12 protein-coding genes and 1 tRNA gene are annotated in these 20,336 nt (G+C 66.9%); 7 read left to right on the forward strand and 6 right to left on the reverse strand.

Features of this window, described 5'->3' with window-relative positions; translation table 11 throughout:
* The first annotated feature begins 32 nt into the window (after window positions 1–32).
* Window positions 33–1,550, forward strand: coding sequence for a nitrogen regulation protein NR(I) (gene ntrC / locus OEJ37_RS19080; protein WP_175920293.1), 1,518 nt, complete (start codon window positions 33–35; stop codon window positions 1,548–1,550).
* An 88-nt stretch (window positions 1,551–1,638) separates the two neighbouring features.
* Window positions 1,639–3,756, forward strand: coding sequence for a prolyl oligopeptidase family serine peptidase (locus OEJ37_RS19085; protein ID WP_263345114.1), 2,118 nt, complete (start codon window positions 1,639–1,641; stop codon window positions 3,754–3,756).
* Window positions 3,757–3,773: 17 nt separating this feature from the next.
* On the opposite strand, the gene xth is transcribed toward OEJ37_RS19085, so the two are convergent.
* A complete protein-coding gene (gene xth / locus OEJ37_RS19090) occupies window positions 3,774–4,550 on the reverse strand; it encodes an exodeoxyribonuclease III (RefSeq protein ID WP_174420579.1) in 777 nt (258 codons plus the stop codon).
* Window positions 4,551–4,733: 183 nt separating this feature from the next.
* Here xth and OEJ37_RS19095 point away from each other — a divergent pair.
* Window positions 4,734–4,810 (forward strand) — tRNA-Met (locus tag OEJ37_RS19095).
* Window positions 4,811–4,917: 107 nt separating this feature from the next.
* Here the strand turns inward: OEJ37_RS19095 and OEJ37_RS19100 are convergent.
* Window positions 4,918–5,610 (reverse strand): aspartate/glutamate racemase family protein, encoded by a 693-nt coding sequence (locus OEJ37_RS19100; RefSeq protein WP_152856998.1) that lies wholly within the window; start codon window positions 5,608–5,610, stop codon window positions 4,918–4,920.
* A gap of 150 nt (window positions 5,611–5,760) precedes the next feature.
* Here OEJ37_RS19100 and dinB point away from each other — a divergent pair, with 150 nt between their 5' ends.
* Window positions 5,761–6,924 (forward strand): DNA polymerase IV, encoded by a 1,164-nt coding sequence (gene dinB, locus OEJ37_RS19105; RefSeq protein WP_263345115.1) that lies wholly within the window; start codon window positions 5,761–5,763, stop codon window positions 6,922–6,924.
* Between the two features lie 63 nt (window positions 6,925–6,987).
* Here the strand turns inward: dinB and OEJ37_RS19110 are convergent, their stop codons facing one another.
* From OEJ37_RS19110 to fixL, 4 genes are all read right to left on the reverse strand, one after another.
* On the reverse strand, window positions 6,988–9,075 hold the full coding sequence (locus tag OEJ37_RS19110; RefSeq protein ID WP_263345116.1) for a M3 family metallopeptidase: 2,088 nt from the start codon (window positions 9,073–9,075) through the stop codon (window positions 6,988–6,990).
* Between the two features lie 231 nt (window positions 9,076–9,306).
* On the reverse strand, window positions 9,307–10,167 hold the full coding sequence (gene folD, locus OEJ37_RS19115; protein WP_174420583.1) for a bifunctional methylenetetrahydrofolate dehydrogenase/methenyltetrahydrofolate cyclohydrolase FolD: 861 nt from the start codon (window positions 10,165–10,167) through the stop codon (window positions 9,307–9,309).
* A 229-nt stretch (window positions 10,168–10,396) separates the two neighbouring features.
* Window positions 10,397–11,035 (reverse strand): oxygen response regulator transcription factor FixJ, encoded by a 639-nt coding sequence (gene fixJ, locus OEJ37_RS19120; protein ID WP_006493245.1) that lies wholly within the window; start codon window positions 11,033–11,035, stop codon window positions 10,397–10,399.
* On the reverse strand, window positions 11,032–13,548 hold the full coding sequence (gene fixL, locus OEJ37_RS19125) for an oxygen sensor histidine kinase FixL (RefSeq protein ID WP_174420584.1): 2,517 nt from the start codon (window positions 13,546–13,548) through the stop codon (window positions 11,032–11,034). The genes fixJ and fixL overlap by 4 nt, the downstream gene beginning before the upstream one ends.
* A 273-nt stretch (window positions 13,549–13,821) precedes the next feature.
* Between fixL and aceE the strand changes: the two genes are divergently transcribed.
* The 3 genes from aceE to lpdA all read left to right on the forward strand — a co-directional run bounded on the left by aceE (window position 13,822) and on the right by lpdA (window position 20,274).
* Window positions 13,822–16,518, forward strand: a complete 2,697-nt coding sequence (gene aceE / locus OEJ37_RS19130; protein WP_174420585.1) for a pyruvate dehydrogenase (acetyl-transferring), homodimeric type — start codon at window positions 13,822–13,824, stop codon at window positions 16,516–16,518.
* Window positions 16,519–16,586: 68 nt separating this feature from the next.
* Window positions 16,587–18,230 carry a dihydrolipoyllysine-residue acetyltransferase gene (gene aceF, locus OEJ37_RS19135; protein ID WP_263345117.1) on the forward strand — a complete coding sequence of 548 codons (1,644 nt, stop codon included), beginning with the start codon at window positions 16,587–16,589 and terminating at the stop codon, window positions 18,228–18,230.
* Window positions 18,231–18,507: 277 nt separating this feature from the next.
* A complete protein-coding gene (lpdA, locus tag OEJ37_RS19140) occupies window positions 18,508–20,274 on the forward strand; it encodes a dihydrolipoyl dehydrogenase (RefSeq protein WP_263345118.1) in 1,767 nt (588 codons plus the stop codon).
* Window positions 20,275–20,336 lie beyond the last annotated feature (62 nt).

Consider the following 20,336-nt stretch of genomic DNA (forward strand, 5'->3'; position numbering starts at 1 on the left):
ATTCACCGGATTCACCCATACCTGACCGACCTATGAAGCCGATCTGGATAGTAGACGACGACCAATCGATCCGCTGGGTGCTTGAAAAGGCACTCGCCCGGGACAGCTTCGCGACGAAGAGCTTCGCGAACGTGCGCGATGCGCTGGCCGCGCTCGACCACGAGACGCCGCAGGTGCTCGTGTCCGACATCCGGATGCCGGGCGGCTCGGGCCTCGAGTTGCTGCAGGCGATGCACGAGCGGCTGCCGGGCCTGCCCGTCATCATCATGACGGCGTTCTCCGATCTCGACAGCGCCGTCGCGGCGTTCCAGGGCGGCGCATTCGAATATCTCGCGAAGCCGTTCGACGTCGACAAGGCGGTCGAGCTGATCCGCCGCGCGGTCGAGGAAAGCCTGCGCGGCGGCACGCCGCAGGACGAGCGCATCGCCGAGGCGCCCGAGATGCTCGGCCAGGCGCCCGCGATGCAGGACATGTTCCGCGCGATCGGCCGCCTGTCGCATTCGGCCGCGACCGTGCTGATCACGGGCGAGTCGGGCACCGGCAAGGAGCTCGTCGCCCGCGCGCTGCACCGTCACAGCCCGCGTGCGAACGGGCCGTTCATCGCGCTGAATACCGCGGCGATTCCGAAGGACCTGCTCGAATCCGAGCTGTTCGGCCACGAGCGCGGCGCGTTCACCGGCGCGCAGACGACGCGGCAGGGCCGCTTCGAGCAGGCCGAGAACGGCACGCTGTTCCTCGACGAAATCGGCGACATGCCGTTCGACCTGCAGACGCGCCTGCTGCGCGTGCTGTCGGACGGGCAGTTCTATCGGGTCGGCGGGCACAACCCGCTGCGCGCGAACGTGCGCGTGATCGCCGCGACGCACCAGAATCTCGAGGCGCGCGTGCGGCAGGGGCTGTTCCGCGAAGACCTTTACCACCGGCTCAACGTGATCCGGCTGCGCCTGCCGCCGCTGCGCGAACGCAGCGAGGACATCGCGCTGCTCACGCGCCACTTCCTGCAGAAGAGTGCGCGCGATCTCGGCGTCGAGCCGAAGCGCGTGTCCGACGATGCGCTAGCGTACCTGACGTCGCTGGCGTTTCCCGGCAACGTGCGGCAGCTCGAGAACCTCGCGAACTGGCTGACCGTGATGGCGCCCGCGCAGACCGTCGAGATCAAGGACTTGCCGCCCGACCTCGTGCCGGCCGGTGCACCGGTCACCGCGACGGGCGACGGCGCGGATGCGCACGGCAGCGGCGGCGACACGGCGCTCGCGCAACCGGCGATCGGTGCGGCACCGGTGGCGTCCGCGTCCGGTGCGGCAGTGCCGAACGGCGGCGCGCCGGCCGGCTATCCGGTGTGGGAGCATGGCTTGCGCACCGAAGTCGCGCGGCTGTTGCGCGAGAACTCGGCCGACGTGATGGACGAGCTCGCGCGCCGCTTCGAGGCGGCCGTGATCCGCGAGGCGCTCGACTTCACGCGCGGCCGAAAGGTCGAGGCCGCGGAGCGGCTCGGCATCGGCCGCAACACGATCACGCGCAAGATCCAGGAACTGCATCTGGAGCCCTGAGCACGATTCGCGGCATGCGCGGGCATCGCGCATGCCGCGATCGGACATAATCGCGGTTTGCACGCAGTTTCCCAATCGCCGATCCGCAATGTCCGATTCCTTCCGCTGGCCCGCCGGGGCCGACCCGTTCCGTTTCCTCGAAGCGCTCGACAGCAAGCGTGCCCGCACGTGGGTCGACGAGCAGAATGCGCGCACGCGCGCCGCGCTGCGCGACGACGACGCATTTCGCGCGCTCACGGCGCGTCTCGCGAAAGCCTATCTGCCGCGCGAACGCCCGGTGATTCCGACCCGCTGGCGCGACTGGGCCTACGACCTGTGGCAGGACGATCTCCATCCGAAGGGGCTGTGGCGCCGCACGCGCTGGGATGACTGGCGCGCCGGCCGGCCGGCGTGGGAGACGCTGCTCGACGTCGACGTGCTCGGCGCCGAGGAGGGCGAGTCGTGGGTGTTCGAGCAGGACGCGATCCTGTATCCGGACGGCGATCGCGCGCTGCTGTCGCTGTCGCCGGGCGGCGCCGACGCGGTCGTCGTGCGCGAATTCGATCTCGTCGAGCGCCGTTTCGTCGACGGCGGTTTCACGATCGACGAGCCGGGGCATCACACGATCGGCTGGATCGACCGCGATACCGTCTACGTGAGCTGGGATCGCGGCGAAGCGCATGCGACTGCCGCCGGTTATCCGTATGAAGCGCGGCGCTGGGTGCGTGGCACGCCGCTGGCCGACGCGCCCGTCGTATTTCGCGGCGAACCCGACGACATCAGCGCGGGTGCGGGGTTCGATCCGATCGACGGGCGTCACGTCGCGTGGCGCAGCGTCGATTTCTTCGACGCGCATGCGTACCGGCTGACGGACGCGGGCGAGTGGGCGCGCTACGACGTGCCGACGCATGTCGAGGTCGGGTTCTGGGAAGGCTGGCTCGTGCTGGAGCCGCGCCTCGACTGGGATTGCGGCGGCGTGCGCCATGCGGGCGGCTCGCTGCTCGCGATCCGCGAGCAGGCGTTCCTGGCCGGGTCGCGCGAGCTCACGACGCTGTTCGCGCCGCAACCGTCGACGTCCGCCTGCACGTGGACGCACACGCGCACGATGCTGATCGCGAGCTGGCTCGACGACGTGCACAACCGCACGACGCTGTGGCAGCCGCGGCAGGCCGACGACGGCACGTGGACGTGGCACGCGCGGCCGTTCGACTGGCCGGGTGATGCGCAGATCGACGTCGAGCCCGTCGAGTCGACGCTGAACGACGAGGTCTACGTGGACGTCGACACCTATCTCGATCCGCCCGAATGCTGGCTGGCCGATCTTGCCGATCGCGCGGCCGATGCGCCGTCGCGCCGCGTGCTGCTCGACCGGCCGCCGGTGCAGTTCGATGCGGCCGGGCTCGTCGTGCGTCGTGCAAGCGCGCGCTCGCGCGACGGCACGGTGGTGCCGTACACGCTGATCGGGCCGAGCGACGCGCTGGACGCACCCGATGCGCGCGACGGCGCCGCGCGCGTCGCGCGGCCGTGCCTGCTGTCGGGCTATGGCGGCTTTGCGATCCCGAACCTGCCGGGCTACAGCGACGCGTTCGGCATCGGGTGGCTCGAACGCGGCGGCGTTTTGGCGTTCGCGCACATCCGCGGCGGCGGCGAGTTCGGGCCGCGCTGGCACGTCGACGCGCAGCGCGAGTACCGGCAGCGTTCGTTCGACGATTTCATCGCGGTGGCCGAGGATCTGGTCGCGACCGGCGTGACGACCGCTGCGCAGCTCGGAATCGAGGGCGGCAGCAACGGCGGGCTGCTGGTCGCCGCGTGCATGGTGCAGCGGCCGGAGCTGTTCGGCGCGGTGCTGTGCCGCGTGCCGCTGCTCGACATGCGGCGTTATCCGAAGCTGCACGCGGGCGCCGCGTGGCTCGACGAATACGGCGACCCGGACGATCCGCGCGAGGGTGCGGCGCTGGCCGCGTATTCGCCGTATCACCGCGTGCGCGAAGCCGTTGCGTATCCGCCGCTGCTGCTGACGACGTCGACGCGCGACGATCGCGTGCATCCCGCGCATGCGCGCAAGATGGCCGCGCACATGCATGCGCTCGGTCACGAACGGGTGTGGTACTGGGAGAACACCGACGGCGGCCACGGCAGCGCCGACGATCTGGAACGCGCCGAATCCGACGCGGCCGAATTCGGGTTCCTGTGGGCCCATCTCGGGCCGGCACCCGCGCGGCGCTAAGCGCGCGGGCTACGCGATCAGCCGACGACCGCGACGACGGGCGTGTGGTCGGACGGCTGTTCCCACGTGCGCGGCGTGCGGTCGACTTCGCACGACGTGCAGGTTGCGGCGAGCGCAGGCGACAGCAGGATGTGGTCGATGCGCAGCCCCGCGTTGCGGCGGAACGCCATCATCCGGTAGTCCCACCACGTGAAGGTCTTCTCGGGCTGTTCGAAGCGGCGGAACGCATCGACGAAGCCAAGCTCGATCAGCTTCGCGAAGTGCGCGCGCTCCTGCGGCGACACGAGGTTCTGGCCTTCCCATTTCGCGGGATCGTGCACGTCGCGATCTTCCGGCGCGATATTGTAGTCGCCGAGCAGCGCGAGCTTCGGGTGGCGCTGCAGCTCGGTGCTCAGCCACGCATGCAGCGCATCGAGCCACTGCATCTTGTAGACGAACTTGTCGGAGTCGGGCGCCTGGCCGTTCGGAAAATAGGCGGACACGATACGCACGCCGTCGATCGTCGCGGCGATCACGCGCTGTTGCGGATCGTCGAAGCCAGGGATGTTGCGCACGACGTCCGATTCGTCGACGGACAGCGTGTCGCGCGCGAGGATCGCGACGCCGTTGTAGGTCTTCTGGCCCGTGAACCAGCTGCGGTAGCCGGCCGCTTCGAGATCGGCTCGCGGGAATTTCTCGTCAGGCAGCTTCAGTTCCTGCAGGCACAGCACGTCGGTGCCGCTTTGCGTGAGCCAGTCGAGCACGTGCTGTTTGCGGACGTTGAGCGAGTTGACGTTCCAGGTGGCGATTTTCATGAACGGGAATGTGCGTGCGGCGTGAATGCGAAGGCCGCCATCTTACCGCGAGCACGCGGTGCGAACGCACGCGATGCGCGACGCGGCGAAGGTCTCACGCGTCGCTATAGCGGGGAGGGGAGAAGAAATTGTGACAAAGGTGTTGACGTGAGTACTTCCTCACCCTATAATTTATTTCTCTGACGCGGGGTGGAGCAGTCTGGCAGCTCGTCGGGCTCATAACCCGAAGGTCGTAGGTTCAAATCCTACCCCCGCAACCAAGCACACCAGACGATGTGCAGCGCATATGACCGATGCGCGCTTCGTCGACAGGAACCCGGCCCCGTGCCGGGTTTTTTGTTTTCTGCGCGCGTGTCGTTGCGCGTTGCTATTGCGCAGCCCACTCCACGGCTGCCTTCGCATGCAGCGCGGTCGTGTCGAATACCGGCAGCGGCGAGTCGTCCGCGCCGATCAGCAGCGTGATTTCCGTGCAGCCGAGGATCACGGCCTGCGCGCCGCGCTGCGCAAGTTCTTCGATGATCGTCACGTAGGTCGCGCGCGATTCGGGCGAGATGACGCCGTGACACAGCTCGTCGTAGATGATCCGGTGCACGTCGTCGCGCCCGCGTTCGTCCGGTACGAGCACCTCCATCCCGAACTTGCCGCGCAGCCGTTCCGCATAGAACGGCAACTCCATCGTGTAGCGCGTGCCGAGCAGCGCGACGCGCTCGACGCCCGCGTCGCGCAGCGCGCTGCCGGTCGGATCGGCGATGTGCAGGAACGGCAGCGTCACCGCGGCTTCGATCGCGTCGTGCACGCGGTGCATCGTATTGGTCGTCAGCACGACGAGATCGGCACCGGCCGCTTCGAGCTGCCGCGCGGCGCCGGCCATTCGTTCGCCGAGCGCGGCCCAGTCGTGCGTGCGCTGCAGCGCTTCGATCTCCGCGAAGTCGACCGTCACCAGCACGCTCTTCGCGTTGTGGTGTCCGCCATGCAGCGCCTTCGAGTGCCGGTTGATCATCCGGTAGTACTCGGCCGACGATTCCCAGCTCATTCCGCCGATCAGTCCGATCGTCTTCATTCGTCACCTTTGCGTTTCGTGTATCGCGGCAGACGAGTATAGGCGCCGCTCTCCGCGCACGGCCGGTACGATCCGCGCGAAGCGGGCCGGTACGGCGCAGCCGGGCCGGGCGGCCGATGGCGGGCACACGCGACAGTTGAAACCTACACTGTGTTTTTGTACAGTATCGGCACCGTGAACCCGACCACCATTCCGCCTGCCGATCCGCACGCACCGCCGCCGGGCGACGCGCTGCCGCGCATGCGCAAGATCATTCACTGCGATTGCGACTGCTTCTACGCGTCGGTCGAGATGCGCGACGACCCGTCGCTGCGCAACCGGCCGCTCGCGGTCGGCGGCCGCCCCGACCAGCGCGGCGTGATCGCGACCTGCAACTACGAGGCGCGGCGCTACGGCGTGCATTCGGCGATGTCGTCGGCGCTGGCGATGCGCAAGTGTCCGGACCTGCTGATCCTGCCGTCCGCGATGGACAAGTACCGCGCGGCTTCGCGGCAGATCATGGCGATCTATCGCGACTACACGCCCGATGTCGAGCCGCTGTCGCTCGACGAGGCGTACCTCGACGTCAGCGGGTCCGAGCGGTGTCAGGGCAGTGCGACGCTGATCGCGCGGGAGATCCGCCAGCGCGTGCACGACACGGTCGGCGTGACCGTGTCGGCCGGCGTCGCGCCGAACAAGTTCATCGCGAAGATCGCATCCGACTGGAACAAGCCCGACGGCCTGTTCGTCGTGCGGCCGCACGAGATCGACGCGTTCGTCGCGGCGCTGCCGGTGCGCAAGCTGCACGGCGTCGGCAAGGTGACGGCCACGCGGCTCGACCGGCTCGGCATCCAGACCTGCGCGCAATTGCGCGACTGGCCGCTGATCGACCTGCACCGCGAATTCGGCGCGTTCGGACGGCGGCTGTACGAACTGTCGCGCGGGATCGACGAGCGGCCCGTGCAGGCCGATCAGGAGCGCAAGTCGGTCAGCGTCGAGACGACCTACGTGACCGACCTGACGACGCTCGAGCAATGCGCGGAGGAAATCCGCCGCCTGGTCGTGCAGCTCGACGCGCGGGTCGCGCGCGCCGGCGCCGCGCGGTCGATCCGCAAGCTGTACGTGAAGATCCGCTTCGCCGATTTCCAGCGCACGACGGTCGAGTGCGTGGCCGACGCGACGAATGCGGATACGGCCGTCACGCTGCTCGCGAAGGGGCTGCAACGGCGCGCGCAGGCCGTGCGGCTGCTCGGCGTCGGCGTGCGCATCGACGAGGACACGGCCGAGCGTCACGGGCAGTTCTCGCTGTTCGACGACGAATCGCCCGCACTATGAAAACAGGCACCGCCGAAGCGGTGCCTGTCGATGCAGCCCGAAGGGCCGGGCGGGGCGGCGCGCTCAGTGCGCGGGCGCGGCCATCCCGTTGTGGCGCAGCAGCGCATCGATTTCCGGCGCGCGGCCGCGGAACGCCTTGAACGAATCCATCGCCGGGCGGCTGCCGCCGACCTCGAGGATTTCGCGGCGATAGCGCGTGCCGGTCGCCGCGTCGAGCACGCTGCCGCTCGCGGCGGCCGCTTCCTCGAATGCCGCGTACGCGTCGGCCGACAGCACCTCGGCCCACTTGTAGCTGTAGTAGCCAGCCGCATAACCACCCGCGAAGATATGGCTGAACGTGTTCGGCCAGCGCGAGAACGCGGCCTGCGGGATCACGTGATAGCGCTCGTTGATCTCGCGCGCGAACGCGGTCACGCCGGTTGCGCCCGCCGGGTCGAAGTCGACGTGCAGCAGCATGTCGAACATCGAGAACACGATCTGGCGCAGCGTGCCGAGCCCGCTCTGGAAATTCTTCGCGGCGATCATCTTGTCGAACAGTTCGCGCGGCAGCGTGGCGCCCGTGTCGACGTGCGACGACATCGACGACAGCACGTCCCATTCCCAGCAGAAGTTTTCCATGAATTGCGACGGCAGCTCGACCGCATCCCATTCGACGCCGTTGATGCCCGACACGCCGAGCTCGTCGACGCGCGTGAGCATGTGATGCAGCCCGTGGCCGAACTCATGGAACAGCGTGATGACTTCGTCGTGCGTGAAGCATGCGGGCTTGCCGCCGACCGGCGCCGAGAAGTTGCAGGTCAGGTACGCGACCGGCGTCTGCACGGTGCTGCCGCGCTTCGCGCGCGAACGCGCGTCGTCCATCCATGCGCCGCCGCGCTTGCCTTCGCGCGCGTACAGGTCGAGATAGAACTGCGCGACGAGCGAGCCGTCGCGGTTCTCGACGCGGAAAAAGCGCACGTCCTTGTGCCACACCGGCGCGTCGTCCGGCTTGATCCGCACGCCGAACAGCGTCTCGGTGACGGTGAACAGGCCCTTCAGCACGGCCGGCTCGGGGAAGTACTGCTTGACCTCGTTTTCCGAGAACGCGTAGCGTTGCTCGCGCAGCTTTTCGGCCGCGTACGCGACGTCCCACGGCGCGAGTTCGGCGAGGCCGAGTTCCTTCGCGGCGAATGCGCGCAGCTCGTGCCAGTCCTTGTCTGCGTGCGGGCGCGCGCGCGTCGCGAGATCCTCGAGGAATGCGATCACCTGCTGCGGCGATTCGGCCATCTTCGGCGCGAGCGACACTTCGGCGAAGTTGCGGTAGCCGAGCATCTGCGCCTCTTCGCGGCGCAGCTTCAACTCGTCGGCGACGATTGCCGTGTTGTCCCATTCGGCCTTGCCGTCGCCGTACTGCGGCCCGAGTTCCGACGCGCGCGTCGCATAGGCGCGATACAGCGTCTCGCGCAGCGCGCGGTTGTTCGCGTACTGCAGCACCGGGAAGTACGACGGGAAGTGCAGCGTGAATTTCCAGCCGTCCTTGCCGTCCTTCTGCGCGGCTTCGCGGGCGGCCTCGATCGCGTCGCCGGGCAGGCCGGCCAGCTCGGCCTCGTCCTGCACGAAGTACGCGTACGCGTTGGTCGCGTCGAGCACGTGGTCGGAGAACGCCTTCGACAGCGCGGCCTGTTGTTCCTGCAGCTCCGCGAAGCGCGGCTTCCGGTCCTCGGGCAGCTCGGCGCCCGACAGGCGGAAATCGCGCAGTGCGTTGTCGAGGATTTTCTTGCGCTCGGCGGACAGCGTCGCGTATTCGGCACTCGCCGCGATCGCCTTGTACTTCTCGTACAGCGCGAGATTCTGGCCGACGCTCGACCAGAATTCCGTCACGCGCGGCAGGTTCTCGCCGTAAGCGGCCCGCAACTCGGGCGTATCGGCGACCGCGTTCAGGTGGCCGACGATGCCCCACGCACGGCCGAGCGGCTCCGTCGCGTGCTCGACCGTCTCGACGACGGCGGCCCAGGTCGACGGCGTCGCGGGCGCGCTCGCGGCCTCGACCGCGCGGTTGGCTGCGTCGAGCAGCGTATCGAGCGCGGGCGTCACGTGTTCCGGACGAATTTCGCCGAAGCGGGGCAGGCCGGAGAAGTCGAGGAGCGGATTGGTATTGGCGCTGGCGGACATAAGACTCCCTGTCTGTTGCCGGATGAACCGGGATGAAAAGGGTAACGGCGCGATGGCGCCCGATACCGACATTATTGGGGCGCATCGTGCGCTTTCCAATCGTTAGTTTCTAACGGCGCGATTGACGCAGGGTCGGATGCGAGGGAAAGCCGTCGGGCGACGTGCAGCCGGCGCGGTGCGGCTGGCGAGACGCCGGCGCACGGAACCGCGCGCCGGCTGAACGGGCAGGGGTCAGGCGGCCGCGGCGGCAGCGCGCTCGGCGGCTTCGATCGTGTTGATCAGCAGCATCGTGATGGTCATCGGGCCGACGCCGCCCGGCACCGGCGTGATGTGGCCGGCGACTTCCTTCACGCCCGCGAAGTCGACGTCGCCGCACAGCTTGCCCGCGTCGTCGCGGTTCATGCCGACGTCGATCACCGTCGCGCCGGGCTTCACCATGTCGGCCGTCAGGATGTTGCGCTTGCCTACCGCGGCGACCACGACGTCGGCCTGCCGGGTGTGCGCGGCGAGGTCGCGCGTCTTGCTGTGGCAGATCGTCACGGTCGCGCCCGCTTCGAGCAGCAGCATCGCCATCGGCTTGCCGACGATGTTCGAACGGCCGATCACGACCGCGTTCGCGCCCTGCAGCGCGATGTCGTGCGCCTCGAACATCTTCATCACGCCGTACGGCGTGCACGGGCGGAACAGCGGCTTGCCGGTCATCAGCGCGCCGGCGTTCGCGACGTGAAAGCCGTCGACGTCCTTCTCCGGCGCGATCGCCTCGATCACCTTGTGGCTGTCGATGTGCGCGGGCAGCGGCAACTGGACGAGGATGCCGTGGATCTTCGGGTCGCGGTTCAGCTCGTCGATGCGCGCGAGCAGGTCGGCTTCCGACAGCGTTGCCGGGTACGCGTCCTTCAGCGAGAAGAAACCGTTGTCCACGCACGCCTTGATCTTGTTGCGCACGTAGACTTCGCTCGCCGGGTTCTCGCCGACGAGGATCACCGCGAGGCCGGGCTGGTGGCCGCGTGCGGTCAGGGCGGCGGCGCGTTCGGCGGCCTGCGCGCGCAAGGTCTTCGAAAGGGCGTTGCCGTCGATGAGGAGGGCTGTCATGGTGGTGGGTCCTGCCGGGAAGTTGGAATGCGTGCGTACGGCACCGAAGCGCCGCAGCAAAACACGCAATTATACCGTTCGCCTGCTGCCGTCCGACAGCGAATAAGCGGAAAGCGTCATGGCCGCGGCGCTCGCGCGCCGGGAGGAAAGGCCGCCGCCGCGCGAGTGGGCCGCATCGCGCGGGGCGGCTGCGGGCCGGGCGGGCAGTGCCGCCGCGGCCGGCGAACGCTCAGGCCTGTTTCTTCGACAGCGCGAGGCGCAGCAGGTCGGCCACCGTGTTGACGTTGAGCTTTTCCATGATGTTCGCGCGGTGCGCTTCGACCGTCTTGATGCTGATGCCGAGATCGTCGGCGATCTGCTTGTTCAGGCGGCCCGCGATGATCCGTTCGAGCACTTGCTGCTCGCGCGCGGTCAGCTTCGACAGGCGTTCGCTCGCGGCGCGCTGTTCCTGGACGCTCTTGCTCTCGCTTCGGGCCTTGTCGAGCATCCGCTCGACGAGCTTGCGCAGCTCGGCTTCGTCGAACGGTTTCTCGATAAAGTCCATCGCACCCTTTTTCATCGTCGACACGGCCATCGGCACGTCGCCGTGCCCTGTGACGAAGATGATCGGCAGCGCGGCGTTGTCGGCGATCAGGCGTTCCTGCAGTTCGAGACCGCTCATGCCCGACATCCGCACGTCGAGGATCAGGCATGCGATCTGGCCGGCCTGCTGCGCAGGCTGGTATGCATCGAGGAATTGCTCGGCGCTCGAGAAGCATTGCACGCGATAGCCGTTCGCCTCCAGCAGCCAGCGCAGCGAGTCCCGTACGGCCTCGTCGTCGTCGACGACAAAGACGGTTTCCTGAGTGGTGGTGACAGGGCTATTCATAGTTCTCCCGTTACGGTATGTGATGCCGATGCCTCGCGCCCCCCTTGGCCGAGATCAGCGGGTTCCCCAATGGGCAGGCTGCAGTGGAACGTCGCGCCGGAAATGCGGCCATCCGGCTCGACGTTGTTGACCACCCACAGACGCCCCCGATGCGATTCGATGATCGAACGGCAGATGTTCAGCCCCATGCCCATGCCATCGGACTTGGTGCTGTAAAACGGTTCGAACAGGCGTTCGGCGGTCGCTTCGTCGACGCCCGGACCCTGGTCGATCACGCGGATGTCGACGAATCCCGCATCGATGTCGGCGACGACGCGGATCACGCCGTCCGCCGACGCCGGCTTCACGTCGGCCATCGCCTCGGCCGCGTTCTTCATCAGGTTCATCAGCACCTGCTCGATCAGCACGGGGTCGACATAAATAATAGGCATTCTTGCGAGGATTTCCGTGACGATCCGGATCCTGCGCTTCCTGGCCTCGATTTCGGCGAGCCCGACCGCATCGGCGACGATGTCCGCGACGCGCGCCGGCTGGCGCTTCGGCTCGCTGCGCTTCACGAATTCGCGGATCCGCTTGACGATCATCCCCGCGCGCAGCGCCTGCTGCGCGGTCTTTTCCAGCGCGGGCTGCAGCGTCTCGGGCGTGCCGCGGCCGCTCTTGACGAGCGCGAGCGTGCCCGAGCAGTAGTTGTTGATCGCGGCGAGCGGCTGGTTCAATTCGTGAGCAATCGACGACGCCATTTCACCCATCGTCATCAATCGGCTCGTGAACTGCAGCTTCTCCTCCTGCTGGTGCGCGAGTTCCTGCGCCTTCTTGCGGGTCGTGATGTCGGTCGCGATCTGCATCTGCGCGAGGTGGCCGTCCACCCACTGGATGTACTGGCGGCGCACCTCGAACCACTTCTGGATGCTCTCGACGTACACCTCCTGCGCATCGGCGGTGCTGCTCGTCAGCGCGGCGGCCGGCAGGCCCGCGAACGCGTCGACCATGTCGATCGAGTCGGACGATGCCTGCGCGCGGTCGAAGCCGCCGCCCGACAGCTCGAGATGGCCGTCCGGGCGGATGCCGAACAGGTGGCGGTAGTAGCGGTTCGCGAACAGCAGCTCGGCCTCGTCGGCGGCCAGCACCGACACCGCGGCGTCGAGGCTTTCGAGCACCGTCGTGAAGCGCTCGTGCGCGGCCGCGAGCTCCTCGCGCGCGCGCTTCGGCTCGGTGATGTCGGTCATCGACGACATCCAGCCCGTCTGGCGGCCGGAACTGTCGATCAGCGGCGATACGTACAGGCGCGCATGGAACAGCGTGCCGTTCTTGCGCCGCACGCGCAGCTCGAAGCCCGAGCTCGGCGCCTTGCCGCGCAGCGTCATGTCGAGCTGGCGCTGCATTTCCGGGTAAGCGTCGCGCGGCCAGTACGGGAACGGCGCGACCTTGCCGACGAGGTCGGTTTCGTCCCAGCCCGTCATCCGGCAGAACGCGGGGTTCACGTGCGTGATGCGGCCGTGCATGTCGAGCACGCGCATGCCGATCAGCACCGAGTTCTCCATCGCGCGGCGGAAGAACGCTTCCGCGTACAGCGCCTGCTGCGCCTCGAAGCGCTGGCGCGTGTGCTTCCACAGGCTCCAGAGGCTCCACAGCACGAAGCACGACAGCCCCGCGACGAGCCATACGAGCGTGTTGTTGGTCAGGTTCGTGAGCTGCGGGAACGCGTACACGCGCACGGTCAGCCCCTGGCCGGGCGGATCGAGCGGCAGGTCGTAGTGCGAGTCGCGCGGCAGGCGCGGGCGCGTCGAGGTGGACGACAGCTCGCGGTTGTTCGAGTCGGTGATCGAGATCTTGTACTTCGACGACAGCTCCTGCGGGATGTCGTGCTTCAGGATGCCTTCGACCGAGAACACCGCGGCGATCGAGCCGAGATATTCGCGGTCGCCGCGCATCACGGGCGTCTGCAGCGTGATGAAGCCGTTGCCGAAGTCGTCGTAGATCAGCGGCGAATAGGCCTGGCGGCGCGTGCTGCGCGCTTCGTCATAGGCACCGCGCACGGCGTCCTGCATCTGCGCGTCGCCGGGCTTCGCGAGCCGCTGGCCGAGCAGCGGCGGATGCACGGCCGGCCAGCGCTGCACGCCGGGCGCCGTGTACCAGTTCAGGTAGAGGATTTCCGGATGCGTCTGCATCACGTCCGCGACGGCCATCTGGAACGCGTTCTGGTCGAGGCGGCCCGACGCGAGATCGCGCGACAGCGCCTGGAGCTGCTCCTGCGCGCCCGTCATCGACAGGCGGATCTGCTGCTGCGCCCACGCGACGTTACGGAAGAGGGTGTCTTCCTGCTGCTGCTGTTCGCGGCGATTGAGGCTCCACAGGATGAGGCTCATCACCACGAGGAACACGAGAATCGACAGCAGCGGCGTCAGCAAATAGGAATTGGACCACCACGGTCCGTGGTGCCAACGGGACGGCTGCGACTCCGCCGGCGGGCCCGACGGTCGCGCCGAGCGTGCGAAAAGCCGATCGGTCAACATGGCAGGATTGTAGCGCAGCGCAATACATGGAAAACCCATACCGGATATGTTGAACGGAAACGGATTTATGCCGCCGGGACGTGCCGCGGAGCCCCGAAGCATGGGTGCGGCGCAGCAATATTCCGCATTACGAGAAAAGATCTCACGATTCGAAAATTTTGTTGCGCGGGCCCGCGCACGCTCATTACAATCCGCTGGAGCTTGCCCGCAGCCGGTCGCGTCGCGTCGTCTGCACGAGAGCGATCCTCACATTCCAGGACCCAGGAGACGAGAATGTCCGCTGTACCGAACGAAGTGATGAAATATGTCGCCGCCGAACGTGACGACGACCCGCAAGAAACCGTTGAGTGGCTGGAGTCGCTCGATGGCGTGATCTCCTCCGTGGGCACCGGCCGCGCGCACTACCTGATCGAAAAGCAGATCGAGTTCGCCCGCATGCACGGCGAGCACCTGCCGTTTTCCGCGAATACCCCGTACATCAACACGATTCCGGTCGAAGCCCAGGCGAAGATTCCGGGCGACCAGGACATCGAGCACCGCATCCGTTCGTACACGCGCTGGAACGCGCTGGCGATGGTGCTGCGTGCAGGCAAGGACACGAACGTCGGCGGCCACATCGCATCGTTCGCGTCGGCCGCGACGCTCTATGACGTCGGCTACAACCACTTCTGGCACGCAGCGTCCGACCAGCACGGCGGCGATCTCGTGTTCGTGCAGGGCCACTCGTCGCCTGGCGTGTATTCGCGCGCGTTCCTGCTCGGCCGCCTGAAGGAAGAGCAGCTCGACAACTTCCGCCAGGAAGTCGACGGCAACGGCATTTCGTCGTACCCGCACCCGTGGCTGATGCCGGACTTCTGGCAGTTCCCGACCGTGTCGATGGGTCTCGGCCCGATCATGGCGATCTACCAGGCGCGCTTCATGAAGTACCTGCAGGCGCGCGGCATCGCGACGACGGAAGGCCGCAAGGTGTGGGCGTTCCTCGGCGACGGCGAGACGGACGAACCGGAATCGCTCGGCGCGATCGGGATGGCGAGCCGCGAGAAGCTCGACAACCTCGTGTTCGTGATCAACTGCAACCTGCAGCGTCTCGACGGCCCGGTGCGCGGCAACGGCAAGATCATCCAGGAACTGGAATCGGAATTCCGCGGCGCCGGCTGGAACGTGATCAAGGTCATCTGGGGCAGCCGCTGGGATGCGCTGTTCGTGCGCGACAAGACGGGCGCGCTGATGCGCCGCATGATGGAAGTCGTCGACGGCGAATACCAAACGTACAAGTCGGAATCGGGCGCATTCGTCCGCGAGCACTTCTTCAACACGCCTGAGCTGAAGGCGCTGGTCGCCGACTGGTCGGACGACGACATCTGGGCGCTGAACCGCGGCGGCCACGATCCGCACAAGATCTATGCGGCGTTCCACGAAGCCAGCAACACGAAGGGCGCGCCGACCGTCATCCTCGCGAAGACCATCAAGGGCTACGGGATGGGCGAGTCGGGCCAGGCGATGAACATCACGCACCAGCAGAAGAAACTGCCGGTCGAGCAACTGAAGAAGTTCCGCGACCAGTTCCGCCTGCCGATCACCGACGAGCAGATCGCCGACGTGCCGTACCTGAAGTTCGAGGAAGGTTCGAAGGAACTCGAATACATGCGCAAGCAGCGCATGGACCTCGGCGGCTACCTGCCGCACCGCCGCGAGAAGGCGACGTCGCTGCCGGTACCGGCGCTCGACGCGTTCGAGCCGCTGCTGAAGGGCACGGGCGAAGGCCGCGAGATCTCGACGACGATGGCGTTCGTGCGGATCCTGAACATCCTGCTGAAGGACAAGGCGCTCGGCAAGCGCGTCGTGCCGATCGTCCCGGACGAATCGCGCACGTTCGGCATGGAAGGCCTGTTCCGCCAGATCGGCATCTGGAACCAGCAGGGCCAGAAGTACGTGCCGGAAGATTCCGACCAGCTGATGTTCTACAAGGAATCGGAAACCGGCCAGATCCTGCAGGAAGGCATCAACGAAGCGGGCGGCATGTGCGACTGGATCGCGGCGGCGACGTCGTACTCGACGCACGGCGAGATCATGGTGCCGTTCTACATCTTCTACTCGATGTTCGGCTTCCAGCGGATCGGCGACCTCGCATGGGCCGCGGGCGACATGCGCTCGCGCGGCTTCCTGCTCGGCGGCACCGCGGGCCGCACGACGCTGAACGGCGAAGGCCTGCAGCACGAAGACGGCCACTCGCTCCTGTGGGCGGCATCGGTGCCGAACTGCGTGAGCTACGACCCGACCTTCGGCTACGAACTGGCCGTGATCATCCAGGACGGCCTGCGCCGCATGGTGCAGGACCAGGAAGACGTGTACTACTACATCACGGTGATGAACGAGAACTACGAGCACCCGGCGATTCCGCAGGGCGAGCACGTGGCGGCCGACATCATCAAGGGCATGTACGCGTTCAGGAAGGCCGACGCCGACAAGAAGGCGCCGCGCGTGCAGCTGCTCGGCGCGGGCACGATCTTCAACGAAGTGATCGCTGCCGCCGACCTGCTGAAGAACGACTGGGGCGTCGCCGCCGACCTGTGGAGCGTGCCGAGCTTCACCGAGCTCGCGCGCGAAGGCCACCAGGTCGAGCGCTGGAACCTGCTCCATCCGACCGAGGAACGTCGCCTGTCGCACGTGCAGAAGTGCCTGAAGGACACGCAGGGCCCGGTCATCGCATCGACCGACTACGTCCGCGCGCTGGTCGACCAGATTCGCGGGCAGATCGATCGCCGCTTCGTCGTGCTGGGCACGGACGGCTTCGGCCGCTCGGATACCCGCGAGAAGCTGCGTCACTTCTTCGAGGTCGACCGTCACTGGGTCACCGTCGCCGCGCTCAACGCGCTGGCCGACGAAGGCACGATCGAGCGCAAGGTGGTCGCGGACGCGATCGCCAAGTACAACCTCGATCCGTCCAAGCCCAACCCGATGACCGTTTAACGCACACGCCGTGTGATGTCGCGCGTCGCTTCCGCGAGGAGCGCGCGCGGCCATGGAGACAGATACAGATGAGTCAAGCGATCGAAGTGAAGGTGCCGGATATCGGCGATTACAAGGACGTGCCCGTCATCGAAGTGCTCGTGAAGGCGGGCGACACGGTCGAGCCCGAGCAGTCGCTCGTCACGCTCGAGTCCGACAAGGCGACGATGGACGTCCCGAGCCCCGCGGCGGGCACGGTTAAGGAAGTGAAGGTGAAGGTGGGTGACTCGGTGTCGGAAGGCACGCTGATCATCCTGCTCGAAGGCGGCGCAGCCGCACAGCCGAACGGCGCGGCGGCGCCGGCGGCAGCCCCTGCTTCGGCGGCAGCGCCGGCACCGGCCGCACCGGCTGCCGCACCGGCAGCGGCCGGCGGCACGCTCGAAGTGAAGGTGCCCGACATCGGCGACTACAAGGACGTTCCGGTGATCGAGATCGGCGTGAAGGTCGGCGATACGGTCGAGAAGGAGCAGTCGCTCGTCACGCTCGAATCGGACAAGGCGACGATGGACGTGCCGAGCCCGGCTGCGGGCGTCGTAAAGGACATCAAGGTGAAGGTGGGCGATTCGGTGTCGGAAGGCACGCTGATCGTGCTGCTCGAAGCCGCAGGCGCACCGGCTGCCGCACCGCAGGCCAGCGCACCGGCACCGGCCGCTGCTGCGCCGGCTCCGGCGCCCGCCGCCGCACCCGCGAAGGCTGCGCCGGCACCGGCTGCCGCCGCGGCACCTGCCGCAGCGCCGTCGGGCGAATACCGCGCCAGCCACGCATCGCCGTCGGTGCGCAAGTTCGCGCGCGAACTCGGCGTCGAAGTCGCACGCGTGCAGGGTTCGGGTCCGAAGGGCCGCATTACGAAGGACGACGTCACGGGCTTCGTGAAGGGCGTGATGACGGGCCAGCGCGCAGCACCGGGCGCTGCAGCAGCCGCGCCGGCAGGCGGCGGCGAGCTGAACCTGTTGCCGTGGCCGAAGGTCGACTTCTCGAAGTTCGGCCCGTTCGAGGCGAAACCGCTGTCGCGCATCAAGAAGATCTCGGGCGCGAACCTGCATCGCAACTGGGTGATGATCCCGCACGTCACGAACAACGACGAAGCGGACATCACCGATCTCGAGGCGCTGCGCGTCCAGTTGAACAAGGAGCACGAGAAGGCGGGCGTGAAGTTCACGATGCTCGCGTTCGTGATCAAGGCGGTCGTCGCCGCGCTGAAGAAATTCCCGACCTTCAACGCGAGCCTCGACGGCGACAACCTCGTGTTCAAGCAGTACTTCCACGTCGGTTTCGCCGCCGATACGCCGAACGGCCTCGTCGTGCCGGTGATCCGCGATGCGGACAAGAAGGGCCTCGTCGACATCGCGAAGGAAATGAGCGACCTGTCGAAGGCTGCGCGCGAAGGCAAGCTGAAGCCGGACCAGATGCAGGGCGGCTGCTTCTCGATCTCGTCGCTCGGCGGGATCGGCGGGACGAACTTCACGCCGATCATCAACGCGCCGGAAGTGGCGATCCTCGGGTTGTCGCGCGGGCAGACGAAGCCGGTGTGGGACGGCAAGCAGTTCGTGCCGCGTCTCATGCTGCCGCTGTCGCTGTCGTACGACCATCGCGTGATCGATGGCGCGGAAGCCGCGCGGTTCAATGCGTATCTCGGTGCGTTGCTCGGCGATTTCCGTCGCATCGTTCTTTGATGAGCGGGGGAGGGGCTCGCGGGGGCGTGGGGTTTATGTTGATTATCCACGCTTCGTCGTTGAACTGGCTTTCCTGACGGTCTGCTAGCGTCGCCCCTGCGCGGGGCGGCGGTCACTTTTCTTTGTCTTCCAAAGAAAAGTAACCAAAAGAAAGGCGCGTCCTTGGGCGGACAGCAAAGGTGGTTCTGCTCTGGTTCGCGTTCTTTTGTCAGGCCGTAACGGGGTCATCGCGAGTTTCTCCCCCCTCTGTCTGCAGCTAATCAAGAAGGGGACAGTAATGAGTCTCATCGAAGTCAAGGTTCCGGATATCGGCGATTTCAGCGGCGTCGATGTCATCGAAGTCAACGTGCAGCCGGGCGACGTGATCGAAAAAGAGCAGACGCTCATCACGCTCGAATCGGACAAAGCCTCCATGGAAGTGCCCAGCGACGTCGCCGGCACCGTCAAGGAAGTCAAGGTCAAGGCCGGCGAGAAAGTCTCGCAAGGCACCGTCATCGCCATCGTCGAAGCATCGGCAGGCGCCGCCGCTCCCGCGAAAGCACCGGAACCGGCCAAGCCCGCAGCGGCTGCTCCGGCACCGGCCGCAGCCGCCCCGGCGCCCGCGCCGCAAGCCGGCAGCTACGCCGGCGCAGTCGACATCGAATGCGACATGCTCGTGCTCGGCGCCGGCCCCGGCGGCTACTCGGCCGCATTCCGCGCAGCCGATCTCGGCATGAAGACGGTGCTCGTCGAGCGCTACTCGACGCTCGGTGGCGTTTGCCTGAACGTGGGCTGCATCCCGTCGAAGGCGCTGCTGCACACGGCGCTCGTCATCGACGAAGCCGAGGCGCTCGCGTCGCACGGCATCACGTTCGGCAAGCCGCAGGTCGATCTCGACAAGCTGCGCGACTTCAAGGGCGGCGTCGTCAAGAAGCTGACGACGGGCCTCGCCGGCATGGCGAAGGCGCGCAAGGTCGAAGTCGTCACGGGCGCCGGCGCGTTCGTCGATCCGTATCACATGGAAGTGCAGGGCGAAAACGGCAAGAAGGTTGTCAAGTTCAAGCAGGCGATCATCGCCGCGGGCTCGCAGGCCGTGAAGCTGCCGTTCATGCCGGAAGACCCGCGCGTCGTCGATTCGACGGGCGCGCTCGAACTGCGCCAGCTGCCGAAGCGCATGCTCGTGATCGGCGGCGGCATCATCGGCCTCGAAATGGCGACGGTGTACGCAACGCTCGGCGCCGAAATCGACGTCGTCGAAATGATGGACGGCCTGATGATGGGCGCGGACCGCGATCTCGTGAAGGTCTGGGAAAAGTACAACGCGAAACGCTTCGGCAACGTGATGCTGAAGACCAAGACGGTCGGCGCGGAAGCGAAGGAAGACGGCATCTACGTGAAGTTCGAGGGCGAGAAGGCGCCGGCGGAAGCGCAGCGCTACGATCTCGTGCTCGTCGCGGTGGGCCGCAGCCCGAACGGCAAGAAGATCGGCGCCGACAAGGCCGGTGTTGCCGTCACGGATCGCGGTTTCATCGACGTCGACAAACAGATGCGCACGAACGTCCCGCACATCTTCGCGATCGGCGATGTCGTCGGCCAGCCGATGCTCGCGCACAAGGCCGTGCATGAAGGCCACGTCGCAGCGGAAGCCGCGCACGGCGAGAAGGCGTACTTCGACGCACTGCAGATTCCGTCGGTGGCGTACACCGATCCGGAAGTGGCCTGGGCCGGCAAGACGGAAGACCAGTGCAAGGCCGAAGGCATCAAGTACGGCAAGGCCGTGTTCCCGTGGGCCGCTTCGGGCCGTGCGATCGCGAACGGCCGCGACGAAGGTTTCACGAAACTGATCTTCGACGAAGAAACCCATCGCGTGATCGGCGGTGGGATCGTCGGCCTGAACGCGGGCGACCTGATCAGCGAAGTGTGTCTCGCCGTCGAGATGGGCGCGGACGCGGAAGACATCGGCAAGACGATCCATCCGCACCCGACGCTCGGCGAATCGGTCGGCATGGCCGCCGAACTGTACGAAGGCGTCTGTACGGACCTGCCGCCGCAACGCAAGAAGTAACGCGACCGGCACGGCCGGTCATGCGCCGGCCGTGAAAAACGCCGCCGCCCGGGCAATCCGGG

The sequence above is a fragment of the Burkholderia sp. BKH01 genome (assembly GCF_025685725.1).
Taxonomy (GTDB): Bacteria; Pseudomonadota; Gammaproteobacteria; order Burkholderiales; family Burkholderiaceae; genus Burkholderia; species Burkholderia pyrrocinia_C.